Raw genomic sequence first — 15,104 nt, 5'->3', positions numbered from 1 at the left:
ACGGGTTGGCCAGCAGGCATGTATCCCCGCCGATTGTGTACAACATCGCGCCGAGTGCCGCTATTCCCGACTTATTGCCGGGCCGCTCGAAGAGAATCGTGATGCTTTCGTGATTCGAAACCGGGGTGCGATCGGGGCGGCGCGTCGCAGGTCGTGGGTACAATCGACGACGTGACCTCGAAGACCGCCCAGCCTGCCACAGCACTCATCACCGGTGCTGACGCCGGCGTGGGGCGCAGCGCCGCAGCGGCACTCGCCGAAGCAGGCCTCGCGGTGACCCTCGCGGGCCGGTCGAAGACACGACTTGACCGCGTCGCCGACGAGATCCGCGAACAGAAGCCCAACGCCCAGGTCGATGTGCTCGAGTTCGATCTGGCTTCGATCAGCGAGATCAAAGAGGCGGCCGCAGAGTATCTGGTCAGCCACGACCCCTGGAGCGCACTGCTGAATCTCGCCGAGGTCTCCGGAATCGGCCGGCGCGTGCTGACCGAAGACGGCTTCGAGTGGAACTTCGGCGTGAACTTCCTCGGCCATTTCGCTCTGACCGGTCTACTGCTGCCCGGAGCGGCTCAGCAGGCCAAGGTCGTCTCACTCACGTCGGCACGCTACCGTTCGACCAGCATCCGCTTCCATGATCTGCGCTTCGACAACGGCTACAAGGGTTCGCGAGCCTTCGCGCAGAGCAAGCGAGCACAACTGCTCTTCGCCCGTGAGCTCGATCGGCGATGCCGCAGCACCCGCGCGCGCCAGTACCCGCATGGGGTACGGTCGGTCGCGCTGCAGCGTGAGCCGTTGCTCGCGAACCGACTGACGCATCCGCTGCGCCGCTTCGGCCCATCGCTCGACCAGATCGCCGGCGAGGCGGCTGCCCAGTTGGTCATCGACGATCATGGCAATGGCGGCGAGCTGTTCGCACCTGCAGTCGCTGCCGATCACTCAGGCTATCCAGTCCGGGTGACGGGGCTGCAGCTGCCCGAAGAGCAGACCGAGGCCAAGCGTCTGTGGCGAATCTCCGACCAGCTCACCCGCGTGACGTGGTAGTCGTGAGTCGCTCTGCGACTTGATGACCGTTGATATGCGTGATCGGTGATATCAGACGATCGGCGGCAGGCCGTTGTCAGAGCCGTCGCCGTCGTTCGAGCGCTTGCCGCTGTCCTGGTGCCTGGCGAGGAAGCTCTCGAACTCGGCGCCGATCTCGTCGGCGCTGGGCACATCGGTCTGATCGAGGGTCGGTGCGCGTGAGGCGAGATACTCGTCGTGACGTTCTTCGAGGTTCTGCACCATGGTCTGCAATTCGTCGCTCTCGCTCACCTGCTCGTCGAGCTTCGTGAGAAACTCCTTCGCCTGGTCGCGCAGCTCGTCCGTGGGCAGTGCGAGCCCCGTGGCCACGGCGACGCGCTCTGTCGCGGCCACCGCTGCTGGCGGGCACTCGGTCTCGGCGAGGTAGTGCGGTGTCAGCATGACGAAGCCGGTCACCTCGTAGCCGGCTTCGCTCAGACGGTTCTCGAGCATGTGCAGCACGCTGGCGGGCATCGTCGTGGTGGGCTGCCAGACGCCGAACTGATCGATCATGTCGCGCCGAGTGCCCGAAACAGCGGTGCCGATCGGCCTCGTGTGCGGAACCGGCATGGGAATCGAATGCACCCAGGTGACCTCTGAGACCTCGAGGTCGTCGAGCAGCGCCACCAAGTCGTCGAGGAAGGCCAGCCAGCGGAAGTCGGGCTCGAAGCCTCGCAGCAGATAGAAAGGCGCGCCCGTCTGGTCGTGTACGAGCTCCAGTGTGAGCGACGGCACAGTGATCTCGGTGATGTGGTCGACCACCAGCTGGGCGACCGGTCGTCGTGACCGGTAGTCGAGCAGATCGTCGGGATCGAATTCCACGATCGTCTCAGGCTGCAGGCGAGACATCAGGTTCTCGGTGAACACTTCGACGACCGAGCCGGCATCGGCATACCCCTTCAACGCGGCGACGAGCGGGATGCCGCGGGGCAGATCCTGCAACTGGGCGCGCAGCGTATAGAGGGGATGACGGAAAGACATGCGGCGATTCTACCGGTTGACGGGCGCTGATCGGCCGGTCGGGTGTTCGCCCGCAGCGCACGAAATCATACGGCCGGATGCGGTGGGAGTCACTTCTCGACTCGGTATCGAATACGACCGGCCGTGCGGCTGCGTCATGTCCTGACAGTCATGGCGCTCGTAGTAGGCTCGATGCAGGAAGCGGAGTGCCTCCCCCCTCAACACTGCGGAACGCAAGGAGCGAAACTTGTCTGAGCATGAATTTGACCTCGTGGTTCTCGGCGGCGGCAGTGGCGGTTACGCCGCTGCGCTGCGGGCACGCGAACTGGGCAGCACCGTTGCTCTCATCGAGAAAGACAAGCTCGGCGGCACCTGTCTGCACCGTGGCTGCGTGCCGACGAAGGCACTGCTGCACACGGCCGAGATCGCCGACGAAGTGCGCACCGCTGGCAAGTACGGCATCGAGGCCGCACTGCAGGGCGTCGACATCCAAGGCGTCAACTCGTTTCGCGCGGGCATCATCTCGTCCAAGTTCAAGGGCCTGCAGGGGCTGGTCAAGGCTCGAGGCGTCGAAGTCGTCGCCGGCGAGGGGCGCCTGACCGATGCGCACACGGTCACGGTCGGCTCTGAGACCTATCGGGGCAAGAATGTCGTGCTGGCCACGGGGTCGTACTCGAAGTCGCTTCCCGGTCTCGAGATCGGCGGGCGCATCATCACGTCAGAACAGGCGCTGGAGCTCACCGAGATCCCCAAGCGCGTCATCGTGCTCGGTGGCGGCGTGATCGGCGTGGAGTTCGCAAGCGTGTGGAACTCTTGGGGTGCCGACGTCACGATCGTCGAAGGCTTCGACCATCTGGTGCCCAACGAAGAGCTGTCGATCAGCAAGTACCTGGAGCGCGTCTACAAGCAGCGTGGCATCAAGCAGCACCTCGGCGTGCGCTTCAAACAGGCCGCTCAGACGACCACTGGCGTCACAGTCACCCTCGAAGACGGCACCTCACTCGACGCTGACTATCTGCTCGTCGCCGTCGGACGCGGCCCCGTCACTCAGAACATGGGCTTCGAAGAGGTCGGGGTCACCCTCGATCGTGGCTTCGTGCCAGTCGACGAGACGCTGCAGACGAGCGTTCCCGGCGTCTACGCCGTCGGTGACATCGTTCCGGGCCTGCAGCTCGCCCATCGCGCGTACCAGCAGGGCATCTTCGTCGCCGAGCAGATCGCGGGTCTCGACCCAGTTCCGGTCGCAGACGTCAACGTGCCGAAGGTCACCTATTGCGAGCCTCAGGTCTTCTCTGTCGGTCTGACCGAGGCGAAGGCCAAGGCGGAGTTCGGCGACGACCAGGTCAGCGCCTACGAATACAACCTCGCAGGCAATGCGAAGAGCTCGATTCTCGGCACAGGCGGCTTCGTGAAGCTCGTGCGCCGCGTCGACGGGCCGATCGTGGGCGTTCACGGCATCGGCGGCCGGCTCGGCGAACTGGTCGGCGAGGCGCAGCTCATCGTCAACTGGGAGGCCTACCCTGAAGACGTCGCCCAGCTCATCCATGCGCACCCCACGCAGACTGAGACCATCGGCGAAGCCGCCCTGTACCTGGCCGGCAAACCACTCCACGCCATCTAGACTGATCGACCAGAACCAACAAGGAGACACCACATATGAGTGAGCAGATCGTACTTCCGGCTCTGGGCGAGTCGGTCACCGAGGGCACCGTCACCCGCTGGCTGAAGCAGGTCGGCGACCACGTCGAGGTGGACGAGCCGCTGCTGGAGGTGTCGACGGACAAGGTCGACACCGAGGTACCCTCCCCCATCTCAGGCACACTGCAGCAGATTCTTGTGCAGGAGGACGAGACCGTCGAGGTCGGCGCCGTGCTTGCAGTCGTCGGTGACGGGCCAGCGGCTGAGGCTCCTGCGCAGACAGAAGCCGCACCCGCGCAGCCTGAGTCCGCTCCCGAAGCGCCCGCCGCCGCACCCGCACAAGCGGAAGCCTCCGCCGCTGCGCCTGCTGCAGGTGCGTCTGCCACAGGCGAGCAGATCGTGCTTCCGGCTCTGGGCGAGTCGGTCACCGAGGGCACCGTCACCCGCTGGCTGAAGCAGGTCGGCGACCACGTAGACGAAGACGAGCCGCTGCTGGAGGTGTCGACGGACAAGGTCGACACCGAGGTACCCTCCCCCATCTCAGGCACACTGCAGCAGATTCTCGTACAGGAAGACGAGACCGTCGAGGTTGGCGCCGTGCTTGCAGTCGTCGGTGACGGTGCCGCTCCGGCCGCTGAGCCTGCTGCGGCCGAAGCCGCACCGGCTCCGGAAGCGGCACCTGCACAGGAAGCGGCACCTGCTCCGCAGCCCGAGCCAGCCACCTCGTCCGCCGCGACCCAGCCGGAGTCGGCGCCTGCAGCCGCGACTGAGACCGAGCCTGCTTCGCCGGCTCCGGCCGCAGAGCAGAGCTCGGCAGAGCGTCGCAGCGGTCAGGTCGCCGCGCTCAGCGGACACGCCTATGTGACCCCTATCGTGCGCAAGCTCGCATCGCGTCTCGGCATCGACCTCGACCAGGTCACCGGAACCGGCGTCGGCGGACGCATCCGCAAGGAGGACGTGCTCAACGCGCAGGCGGCCCAGGCCACTCAGCCCTCACCCGCCTCGACGGCTGCGGCCTCGTCTGCTCCTGAGCCGAAGCGCGGCTATGAGCTGCCGAAGCCTTCAGACCTTCGCGGTCAGCGCGTCCCGCTGTCACGTCTGCGCCAGGTGCTCGCCCGCAACCTGGTGCATTCGATGCAGACCGCGGCACAGCTCACCTCGGTGGTCGAGGTCGACCTGACTGCTGTCGCCTCGTTCCGGCAGCAGCACAAGGCTGAGTTCCAGCAGAAGACCGGACAGAAGCTGTCGTACCTCCCGTTCTTCGCATACGCCGTGGCTCAGGCGCTGCCGGCTCACCCCGCTGTCAACGCGTCGATCGACGGTGACGAAGTGGTGTACCACGATCGCGAGAACATCGCGTTCGCCGTCGACACCGAGAAAGGTCTCTACGCGCCAGTCGTGCACGACGCAGGCAAGCAGAGCCTCGCTGACTTGGCGAAGAGCATCGCAGAGGTCGCCGAGCGCTCACGCGTCGGCTCACTGAAGCCTGATGACGTCGTCGGCGGAACGTTCACCATTACGAACACCGGCTCACGCGGTTCGCTGCTCGACACCCCGATCTTCTCGCTGCCGCAGTCAGCGATCCTCGGGACCGGTGCCGTCACCAAGCAGCCGCGCGTGCTGACCGTCGACGGTCAAGACGTCATCGCGATTCGTTCGGTGGCGTACCTGAGCCTCTCGTACGATCACCGCATCATCGACGGAGCAGACGCCGCTCGGTTCCTCGGTGAGGTCAAGGCAATCGTCGAACAGGCTGACTTCTCGTCAGCACTCGGCATCTGACCCTGACCGGGAACCAGACCCCGACTGAAGCTCCCTGACTGTCAGGGGGCGAAGAGCGCGAAGAGCATGGCCACGGCTACCACAGCCGTGGCCATTGCTTTTGGCGTCAGGAGTCGCAGAAGGAGCGGCTGGGTGGAGAGATCCTCGCTGACCGCCCGCGCACGACGTTCGCACCAGTCCACGCCGAGCTGCAGCTGTGCGTCACAACGACCGAGCAGCGTTTGGAGCCGGCCCAGCAGCGTGGCGAGACCGACCAGCCGACCAGCCGCCCCGCGACGGCGTGCACGGTCTTTCTGCGCCTGCTTCGCCGACCTCGGCGCCGACCCGCCCGCCTGCTTCGCGACCTGCTCCGTCTTCGGACGGCGGAGCCTGCGCCTTCTTCCGGGCTTCGAGCGATGAGACTGTCGAACGCGAAGCTCGGCAGCCTCGACGGTGCGACCGACCGGCAGCAGTCGAGCCTGAGAGAGGCATCGGCTGCGCAGAAAGGCCTCACGCAGCGGGACGCCGAGTTCGATCATGTCGAAGAGCTGCTGCAGCTCGCCATCCGCCTCGTGAGCGTCGGGCCGCTCGGAACAGCTCGCGGCAAGATGCGTCAGGAGCGCTCTGACCAGGGCGAGATCAGACGAATCGAACTGCCGGAAGCCTGCAGGTCTCAGCGCGTCGCGAGCGTCCAGCCGAATGCGCCCGACCGAGTCGATTGCGAGATCGTCGGCGTCGAGTGATGCACACCTCCAGCCGTTCTGAGCCAGATAGTGCAGGGCGCTGAGCACTGCGAGAGCGATGTGGAACAGATGTGCGGACTGCAGCGGCCGTCTCGTCAGGACTTCGTTCAGCGTCCCAACAGTCGATGAGAGCAGGAGCAGGACTCCTTCGGCGCGATCAGGCTTTATCAGTGGGTGCCGGTCTCTCGCCACAGGTGTGCCGTGCGTGCTCACCGCCTCAGCGCTGCGCAGATGAGGATGACGCAGAAACCCATAGACCTGATGCTGCGCCGAACCGGGGGCAACCATGATCTCCGGGGCGTGCGCCACGTTCATCGTGACCTGCCCAAGGCAGACTCGGAGCGCCACCAGGCAGAGGACGAGCGGTGCGCAGGAACTGTGACGAATGGCATGCCCCCACTTCACACCGATCGCAGTTCCCGCGGCACCTTCCGCGTGGGCATGTGCATCCAGATGACGACGACGTCGGGCTGTGCAGAGACCGGATTCGCGGTATTGCGTGATGGCAATCTGCGGAGTGCCCACGGCATCCCCCGATTCTCGGTATTCTAGAAAGCATGTCCAAGACCAAGTCCTCCACGAAATCACCAGGGCGCCTGAAGCAGCTCTGGCAGGTGCTCACCATGACGGTGAAAGCCGACAAAAGCACGATCGGCTGGCTGCTGCTGGCGTTCCTCGGCCCACTGGCCGTGGGCATCGTCATCGCCGTGCTGATCAGCCGGGACAACATCTTCGGACTGATCGCCTGGATTCTGCTGGGCCTGCTCACCGGCATCCTGGTCGCGCTGATCGTGCTCGGGCGTCGGGCTGAAGCCGTCGCCTACACCCAGATCGAGGGCAAGCCCGGTGCGGTCGGCGCCGTGCTGCGCTCGACGCTGAAGCGCTCCTGGCAGGGCTCCGAGCTGCCCGTCGCGGTGAACCCGCGCACGCAGGATGCCGTGTATCGTGCGATCGGTCGCCCGGGCATCGTGCTCATCGGCGAGGGAGACGCCACTCGCGTGCAGCGCCTGCTGAATGACGAGCAGGTCAAGATTCGTCGAGTCGTCCCGAACATCGACGTCAACCGCATCGTCGTCGGAGACGGCTCAGACGGCACTGTCCGACTGCGCCAGATCAATCGTCGGCTGGCGAAGTTCAAGCCGAGGCTCACCCGTGCCGAGGTGGCTGCCGTCGCGAACCGACTCACTTCGCTCGAGCACGGATACGGCGTGCCGAAGGGCATGGACCCGAACAAGGTGCGCCCGAGCCACAAGGGTCAGCGCTGAGCCGTTCTGCCAGCTAAGACGACGGCCGTTCCGGCTGCACGATCGTGCGCCGGGCGGCCGTCTTTGCCCCACACCAGCCCTGGCACGAAGAGGGCGAGCAGCACGGTGCGAATGAGCACCTGGAGGGCTCCGGGGCGACCGGCGTTGGCGACGTTGACCACGCGCATGCCGAAGACGAGATGCCCGAATCCCATACCCAAGGTCGACACGAGGGTCAGCTGCATGACGACCCAGACTGCCATTGTGACCATTCCGTTGCCATGAGCGAAGGCCCAAGAGATCAGAGTGGCGATCCCCCAGTCGAGCCCGAGGCCGAGCAGTCGTCTTGGCAGACCGGCCAACGCGTCGCTGGGCACCGCCGATGAGGGATCGATCGATTCTGACGACGGATTCGGGGAGTTCTTCTGCATCCCACGATTCTAGCCAACCGAGCGCGCCTCGTAACATGCGCGAAATATTCGGGATACCGTTGAGTAATCAGCGTTTCATACGCTGAAACTCATCACTCCGGAGAACACCCGGGGTTTCCTTAAAGCACATGGAGTCGCAGGTATGTTCAAAGATTCTTCAGAAGCTCTCAAGTACATCAGAGACGAAGGCGTCAAGTTCATCGACGTTCGTTTCACTGATCTGCCCGGAGTGCAGCAGCATTTCAATCTGCCTGCCGAGTTCGTCGACGAAGACTACTTCGTCGACGGTCAGCTCTTCGACGGCAGCTCGATCCGTGGCTTCGCGAGCATCGACGAATCCGACATGCAGCTGATCCCCGATGTCACCACGGCATACCTGGATCCCTTCCGCAAAGAGAAGACGCTGATCTTCAACCATGACATCTTCAACCCGCGCAACGGCGAGATCTATTCGAAGGATCCCCGCCAGACGGCGAAGAAGGCCGAGGAATACCTCGCTTCGACCGGCATCGCCGACACCGCGATCTTCGCCAGCGAGGCCGAGTTCTTCATCTTCGACTCGGTGCGCTACGAGATCTCGTCAGGGCGCAGCTTCTACGAAGTCGACTCCAACGAGGCTGCGTGGAACAGCGGCCGCGAAGAAGAGGGCGGCAACCTCGGCAACAAGACCCCGTACAAGGGCGGCTACTTCCCCGTCACTCCCGTCGACAAACTGGTCGATGTTCGCGACGAGATCGTGACCGAACTGATCGCCGCCGGCCTGCAGGTCGAGCGCAGCCATCACGAGGTGGGCACCGCCGGCCAGTGTGAGATCAACTACCGCTTCAGCACGCTCACCAACGCAGCCGACGACCTGCTCAAGTTCAAGTACATCGTCAAGAACGTGGCCCACCGCAACGGCAAGACGGCGACCTTCATGCCGAAGCCGCTCTTCAACGACAACGGCTCGGGCATGCACACCCACCAGTCGCTGTGGAACGCCGGCAAACCGCTGTTCTACGACGAGACCGGCTACGCCGGACTCTCCGATGTCGCACGCTGGTACATCGGCGGCATCCTGAAGCACGCTCCGGCGCTGCTGGCATTCACGAACCCCACGGTGAACTCGTACCACCGCCTCGTTCCGGGCTTCGAGGCTCCGGTCAACCTGGTGTACAGTGCCGGCAACCGTTCGGCGGCCGTGCGAATCCCGATCACCGGCACCAACCCGAAGGCGAAGCGCCTCGAGTTCCGTGCGCCTGATGCCTCGGGCAACCCGTACTTCGCCTTCGCCGCTCAGCTCATGGCCGGCCTCGACGGCATCAAGAACAAGATCGAGCCGCACGAGCCGGTCGACAAGGATCTCTACGAGCTGCCTCCCGAGGAGGCCAAGGGCATCCCGCAGGTGCCCGGATCGCTCGACCGTGTGCTCGACGCACTCGAAGCCGACAGTGACTTCCTGCGTGCTGGCGACGTGTTCACCGACGAGGTGTTGAGCTCCTGGATCGAGATGAAGCGCGAGACCGAGCTCAAGCCGCTCGCTCAGCGCCCGCACCCCTACGAGTTCGAGCTGTACTACGGCTGCTGATCGCTGAACTCGCAGACGGCTACGCCGCTGCCTGATCGTGTCGCCCGACCGGGCGCCGATCAGGCAGCGGCGTTCCGCATTTCTCGGCGGCGTCTTCGTGCCTCGCGACCTGCAGCGGTCACTCGCCGTAGAACAGCCGTTCGAACACGCGTCGGGAGCGCCGGGTCGCACGCAGATAGTCGTTGTCGAGGCGAGCGCTCTGCCCACTCGCGTAGCCGAGCACGCGAGCGGTGGGCTCTAGGGCGCTGCCCGGTTCGGCGAGCACATCGCTGGCCGTGCCCGTCGCGAGGATGTTGGCGTCGCGTACCCGCGAGGCGAGCAGCCACGCGTGGCGCAGGGTCTCGGCATCGCTTTGAGAGATCGCCTCGGCGGTCTCGAGCGCCGAGAGCGCAGCGAGGGTGTGCGTCGTGCGCACGGTCGTGTCGTGTGCGGCAAGGCGCAGCTGATACAGCTGCACGATCCATTCCACGTCGGTGAGAGAACCTCGACCCAGTTTCACATGGCGTGACGAGTCGACGCCTCGCGGCAGCCGTTCGGATTCCATGCGCGCTTTGAGCCGTTTGATCTGGCGCTCGTCATCGCGAGTGAGGGGTCTCTCCCACCGTACGGCGTTGATCGAGGCGAAGCTTCGGTCGAGCAGCTCGGGGTCGCCGGCGACCGGGGCCGCCCGCAGCAGTGCGTGACGCTCCCACGGCTCTGCCCAGCGCTCATAGTAGGCTGCGAGCCCTTCTGGCGTGCGGGCGATGGCGCCTTTGCGCCCCTCCGGCCGAAGATCCAGGTCGAGTTCGACCGGCATGCGAAAATCCTGCACGGCCTTGCCGAGCGCCTGCGCCGCAGCACGGATGTTGGGGCGCTCGTGCACGGCCTCATACACATACATGACGTCGAGATCGGACGAGAACCCGATCTCGGCCCCGCCGAAGCGCCCGAGCCCGATGACCGCCAGGCGCACGCCGAACCGCTCTTCGGCATCGAGCCACTCGAGCAGTGCCGTCAGCAGCGCCCGGTAGATGTCGGAGAGGGCCGGTGATATGGTCTCGGCCGGCACCTCGTGAACGACGCTCCAGATGGCCAGCCGCAGCACTTCGCGGCGACGCACCTGCTGCAGCAGCGCGACCACTCGGTCGTCGGCCTTCGGGTGCCGAGCGACGATCGCGAGCATCTCGTGTCGCATCACTTCGAAGGTGCGCGGCTGCACTCCGTCGTCGTCGTCGAACCACTTGGCAGCCTCGGGCTGACTGGCGAGCGCGTCGCCGATGAAGCGCGAACGAGACAGGGCTACAGCGAACCGGCGGGCGGCCACCGGAGAGTCCCGCAGCATCCGCAGATACCAATAGGCCTCTCCGATCGACTCGCTGACCCGGGTGAAGGCCAACAGCCCGAAATCCGGATCAGTGCCCTCGGCGAACAGCTCGAGCATGAGCGGCAGCAGATGGCGCTGGATCTCGGCGCGCCGACTCACTCCTGTCGTCAGCGCGGTGATGCGATCGAGCGCGCCTGCGGGATCGCGATAGCCGATCGCGCTGAGACGCTCGCGAGCATGCTGTTCGGTGAGCTGGAAGTCGGCACCGGGGATGCGGGCGACCGCCGCGAGCAGCGGGCTGTAGAAGATGCGGGTGTGCAGATCGCGCACCGAGCGCTTCACCTCGGTCCACACGGTCAGCAGTTCGTCGGCATCTGCGGCGAGCCTGCTGGAGCGGGCCAGAATGCGGAGCTCTTCGGGATCGGTCGGCATGAGATGGGTACGCCGCATGCGTCGCACCTGCAGGCGATGCTCGAACACCCGAAGGGTGCGGTAGTCCTGGGCGAAGTCCTCGGCCTCGCGTCGTCCGATGTAGCCGTTGTCGGCGAGCTGGCGCAGCGCCTCCAGCGTGCCGCGAGCCCGTACTCGTTCGTCGTGCTGTCCGTGCACCAGCTGCAGCAGCTGTACGGTGAACTCGACGTCACGCAGCCCGCCTGGGCCGAGCTTGATCTGTCTGGCCACCTGCTCGGGCGGGATGTGGTCGCTCACCCGTTCGCGCATCGCCTGCACCGACTCGACGAAGTTCTCCTGCCGAGCCGATCGCCACACCATCGGGCGAATCGAGTCGATGTACTCGCGACCGAGCTCGACGTCTCCCGCCATGGCGCGTGCCTTGAGCAGCGCCTGGAACTCCCAGCCCTTCGCCCACCGTTCGTAGTAGGCCAGATGCGACGCCACTGTGCGCACGAGCGCACCGTCTTTGCCCTCGGGACGAAGATTCGCATCGACCTCCCACAGGCCGGGTTCGACGCCGCCCGCCGAGATGATTCGCATCATCGACTGCACGATGCGCGTGGCGCTCACCAGAGCTCGGGTCGGGTCGGCGTCGTCCACCGGCTCGGCGACGTAGATGACGTCGACGTCGCTGAGATAGTTCAGCTCGCGTGCGCCGGTCTTGCCCATCGCGATCACCGCGATGCGCACGTGGTCGACGCGGTCTCCCAGCTGCGAACGGCACTCCTCACGGGCGAGCTGCAGGGCGGCATCCATCGCAGCATCGGCGAGATCGGCCAGGGCGACGCTCACTCGTGCGACGACGTCGCGGGGGTCTGGTGTGGCGAAATCCCAGTGCGCCAGCTGCGCGATGTGTCGTCGGTACCGGGTGCGCAGGGCGAGTGCGGCAGCCGAGACGCTGTGTGCAGCGGATGCCGGGGTCGCACATGCCCCGGTCGCCGTCTCGTATCGAGCGGCAGCGACGGCTTCGGCAAGGCTCTCACGGTACTCGTCACGGGTCAGCGGCGACTCGTCATGGGTCAGGAACCAGTGCAGCTCGGCAGGGTCACGCAGCAGAAACTCGCTGAGCCCGAGAGATCCGCCGATCAGACGCAGCAGTCGGGTGAACGCCGCTTCGTCGACGTCGAGCACCGCCGGGTGACGCTCGGCGATGCCGATGAACTCGGTGAGGGCCGTATCTGGGTCTGCGGCCGTCGAGAACGCTGTCAGACGTCGGCAGACGACGTCTGACAGCGCCGTCTGCTGCTCATGCAGCAGATCGAACGCCCTGCTCGGCTCGGCGAACCCGACGCGGGCGAGTTCGAGACGTGTCAGCGTCGGGGCGTGACTCATCAGCGGCCGTTCGAGATCAGAGTCTGTTCAGATTGTGCGACAGCTCGTAGTCGGTGACCTGCGCACGGTAGTCGCGCCACTCCTTGCGCTTGTTGAGCAGCACGTAGTTGAACACCTGCTCCCCCAGCGTCTCAGCGACGAGCTCGCTCTCTTCCATGAGCTGCAGCGCCTGCTCGAGGCTGCCGGGCAGATCCTTGATGCCCAGGGCACGACGTTCGGTGCGGGTGAGCTCCCACACGTTGTCTTCGGCCTCGGCGGGCAGCTCATAGTCTTCTTCGATGCCTTTGAGGCCGGCGGCGAGCAGCAACGAGTAGGCCAGGTATGGGTTCGCCGCCGAATCGATCGCACGGTACTCGATGCGGGTGCTCTGACCTTTGCCGGGCTTGTAGAGCGGAACGCGCAGCAGCGCCGACCGGTTGTTGTGGCCCCAGGCGATGGAGCTCGGCGCCTCGTCTTCGCCCCAGAGTCGCTTGTACGAGTTGACGAACTGGTTCGTGACCGCGGTGATCTCGGCCGCGTGCCGCAGAATGCCGGCCATGAACTGGTGGGCGGTGTGCGAGAGCTCGTACTGCCCGCTGGGGTCGTAGAAGGCGTTGTTGTCGCTCTCGAAGAGCGAGAAGTGCGTGTGCATGCCAGATCCGGGCTGATTCGGGAAGGGCTTGGGCATGAACGTGGCATGCACACCCTGCTCGATGCCGACCTCTTTGACTACGGTGCGGAAGGTCTGGATGTTGTCGGCCATGGTGAGCGCATCAGCGTAGCGCAGGTCGATCTCGTTCTGGCCCGGACCGACCTCGTGGTGCGAGTACTCGACCGAGATGCCGAGTTCTTCCAGCACGCTGACTGCCTGGCGTCGGAAGTCGTTCGCGGTGCCGCCCGGCTCGTTGTCGAAGTACCCGGCGTGGTCGGCGGGACGCAGCGGCCAGTTGTCGACCGAATCGCGTTCGAGCAGGTAGAACTCGATCTCAGGGTGCACGTAGAACGAGAACCCCTTCTCTGCCGCGTGTGCGAGGGTGCGACGCAGCACATTGCGAGAGTCGGAGGCGGCGGGCTGCCCGTCTGGCGTCGTGATGTCGCAGAACATACGCGCCGTGGGATCGATCTGGCCGCGCCATGGCAGCAGCTGGAACGTGGTCGGATCTGGGAACGCCAGCATGTCGGACTCTGAGACACGCGAGAAGCCCTGAATGGCCGACCCGTCGAATCCGATGCCCTCTTCGAAAGCTCCCTCGATCTCGGCCGGCGAGACCGCGACCGATTTGAGCGAGCCCACGACATCGGTGAACCAGAGCCGGACGAAACGGACTCCGCGATCTTCGATGGTGCGGAGCACGAAGTCGATCTGCTTGTTCATGGGGACCCTTTCACACGATGACACCGGGTGCGCGCAGCGGCGGCAGTGACACGACAACTCTAGGCCATCGAGCCGCATGAGATCGGCCGCGACGCGACAAGCGAACAGGGCGACGGCATCCGCCGACGGATGCCGGGTCAGTCTTGGGCGTCGGCTGCGTCCTCGTCGTTCCACTGCTTGGCGCGTGCCGCCACGATCTCGAGCGCGCGGGCGGCTTCGTCCCGCGTGGCGAACGGCCCGATGCGGTCGGTGCCCAGCGACTGCGGGCCCTCTTCGACCTGGCCGGTGCGCGTGTTGTACCAGAAGTTCTTCTGTTCGCTCATGGGTTCCTCCGTGATTTCTGCGGTGCTGTCACTGCTCAGCGTACAATCGCCTCATGCCTAAAGATGCACAAGGCCATATGATCCCTGGCCTCCATACTCCTCGTCTCACCGTTCCGGCCGACATCGAACGCCCGTTCTACGTCGACGTCAAAGACTTCGATGAGACTGGCTTCGGCGACACCTACAACGACGAAGAGATCGAGCGCATCCGCGAGTCGAGCCGAATCGCCGCTGGCGCCCTCGACGCGATCGCCGCCGAGATCCGTCCGGGAATCACCACCGATCACATCGACCGGGTCGGGCATGAGTACATGGTGTCGCACGGGGCCTACCCCTCGACGCTCGGGTACAGCGGGTTTCAGAAGAGCCTGTGCACCTCGGTCAACGAGGTGATCTGCCATGGCATCCCCGACGACACCGTGCTCGAAGAGGGCGACATCGTGAACGTCGACGTGACCGCTTTCAAGAACGGCATGCACGGCGACACGAACCGCACTTTCTTCGTTGGTGAGGTGAGCCAGGAGGCCCGTGACCTGGTCGACCGCACGCTTGAGGCCACGCTTCGCGGCATTCGGGCGGCGAAGCCCGGCCGGCAGGTCTCCGTGATCGGCCGCACCATTGAGAAGTACGCCAAGCGCTTCGGCTACAGCAGTGTCCGCGAGTACACCGGCCATGGGGTGGGGCGGCAGTTTCATTCGGGACTGATCATCCCCCACTACGACGATCCAGAGCGTTTCACCGACGTCATAGAAGAGAACATGGTCTTCACCGTCGAGCCCATGCTCACCATCGGCAGCCCGCGCTGGACGACGTGGAAAGACGGCTGGACGGTCGTCACCGCCGACAAGTCGCTGACCGCGCAGTTCGAGCACACCATCGTCATCCACGCCGACGGCGCCGAGATCCTGACCGGCTCGCTGGTCGAGAACAGCTGAT

General features: G+C 65.2%; 12 protein-coding genes. 6 read left to right on the top strand and 6 right to left on the bottom strand.

The features are described 5' to 3' along the window. Positions 1–171 precede the first annotated feature (171 nt). Entirely contained in the window at positions 172–1,041 is an 870-nt protein-coding gene (locus tag F8O07_RS07490) for an SDR family NAD(P)-dependent oxidoreductase (protein ID WP_192496696.1), read from the top strand. 51 nt (positions 1,042–1,092) lie between these two features. On the opposite strand, the gene F8O07_RS07485 is transcribed toward F8O07_RS07490, so the two are convergent. Continuing rightward, complete coding sequence (locus F8O07_RS07485) at positions 1,093–2,040, bottom strand: proteasome assembly chaperone family protein (protein ID WP_158031449.1); 948 nt, start codon at positions 2,038–2,040, stop codon at positions 1,093–1,095. A gap of 226 nt (positions 2,041–2,266) precedes the next feature. Here F8O07_RS07485 and lpdA point away from each other — a divergent pair, with 226 nt between their 5' ends. Both lpdA and sucB read left to right on the top strand, forming a co-directional pair. Then, a complete protein-coding gene (lpdA, locus tag F8O07_RS07480; RefSeq protein ID WP_158031448.1) occupies positions 2,267–3,640 on the top strand; it encodes a dihydrolipoyl dehydrogenase in 1,374 nt (457 codons plus the stop codon). A gap of 35 nt (positions 3,641–3,675) precedes the next feature. After that, complete coding sequence (gene sucB / locus F8O07_RS07475; protein WP_158031447.1) at positions 3,676–5,439, top strand: 2-oxoglutarate dehydrogenase, E2 component, dihydrolipoamide succinyltransferase; 1,764 nt, start codon at positions 3,676–3,678, stop codon at positions 5,437–5,439. A gap of 41 nt (positions 5,440–5,480) precedes the next feature. Here the strand turns inward: sucB and F8O07_RS07470 are convergent, their stop codons facing one another. Beyond that, positions 5,481–6,476 carry a hypothetical protein gene (locus tag F8O07_RS07470; RefSeq protein ID WP_158031446.1) on the bottom strand — a complete coding sequence of 332 codons (996 nt, stop codon included), beginning with the start codon at positions 6,474–6,476 and terminating at the stop codon, positions 5,481–5,483. 242 nt (positions 6,477–6,718) lie between these two features. Here F8O07_RS07470 and F8O07_RS07465 point away from each other — a divergent pair, with 242 nt between their 5' ends. After that, complete coding sequence (locus F8O07_RS07465) at positions 6,719–7,426, top strand: DUF4191 domain-containing protein (protein ID WP_158031445.1); 708 nt, start codon at positions 6,719–6,721, stop codon at positions 7,424–7,426. Here the strand turns inward: F8O07_RS07465 and F8O07_RS07460 are convergent. Then, positions 7,417–7,836, bottom strand: a complete 420-nt coding sequence (locus F8O07_RS07460) for an RDD family protein (RefSeq protein WP_158031444.1) — start codon at positions 7,834–7,836, stop codon at positions 7,417–7,419. The genes F8O07_RS07465 and F8O07_RS07460 overlap by 10 nt on opposite strands. A gap of 142 nt (positions 7,837–7,978) precedes the next feature. Between F8O07_RS07460 and glnA (F8O07_RS07455) the strand changes: the two genes are divergently transcribed. Beyond that, complete coding sequence (gene glnA / locus F8O07_RS07455) at positions 7,979–9,403, top strand: type I glutamate--ammonia ligase (protein WP_158031443.1); 1,425 nt, start codon at positions 7,979–7,981, stop codon at positions 9,401–9,403. A 118-nt stretch (positions 9,404–9,521) separates the two neighbouring features. On the opposite strand, the gene F8O07_RS07450 is transcribed toward glnA (F8O07_RS07455), so the two are convergent. The 3 genes from F8O07_RS07450 to F8O07_RS07440 form a co-directional block, all read right to left on the bottom strand. Further along, on the bottom strand, positions 9,522–12,491 hold the full coding sequence (locus tag F8O07_RS07450) for a bifunctional [glutamine synthetase] adenylyltransferase/[glutamine synthetase]-adenylyl-L-tyrosine phosphorylase (protein WP_158031442.1): 2,970 nt from the start codon (positions 12,489–12,491) through the stop codon (positions 9,522–9,524). A gap of 16 nt (positions 12,492–12,507) precedes the next feature. Further along, positions 12,508–13,845: a type I glutamate--ammonia ligase gene (glnA, locus tag F8O07_RS07445; protein ID WP_158031441.1), complete on the bottom strand. Its 1,338-nt coding sequence runs from the start codon at positions 13,843–13,845 to the stop codon at positions 12,508–12,510. Between the two features lie 137 nt (positions 13,846–13,982). Then, positions 13,983–14,168 (bottom strand): SPOR domain-containing protein, encoded by a 186-nt coding sequence (locus tag F8O07_RS07440; RefSeq protein WP_158031440.1) that lies wholly within the window; start codon positions 14,166–14,168, stop codon positions 13,983–13,985. A gap of 53 nt (positions 14,169–14,221) precedes the next feature. On the opposite strand from F8O07_RS07440, the gene map reads away from it, so the two are divergent. After that, positions 14,222–15,103, top strand: a complete 882-nt coding sequence (gene map / locus F8O07_RS07435; protein WP_158031439.1) for a type I methionyl aminopeptidase — start codon at positions 14,222–14,224, stop codon at positions 15,101–15,103. Position 15,104: the final 1 nt, after the last annotated feature.

It is taken from the genome of Pseudoclavibacter sp. CFCC 13796 (assembly GCF_008831185.1).
Lineage (GTDB): Bacteria > Actinomycetota > Actinomycetes > Actinomycetales > Microbacteriaceae > Pseudoclavibacter_A.
Note: the sequence above shows the minus strand (reverse complement) of the source record. Positions and strands in the feature narration are given on the sequence as shown.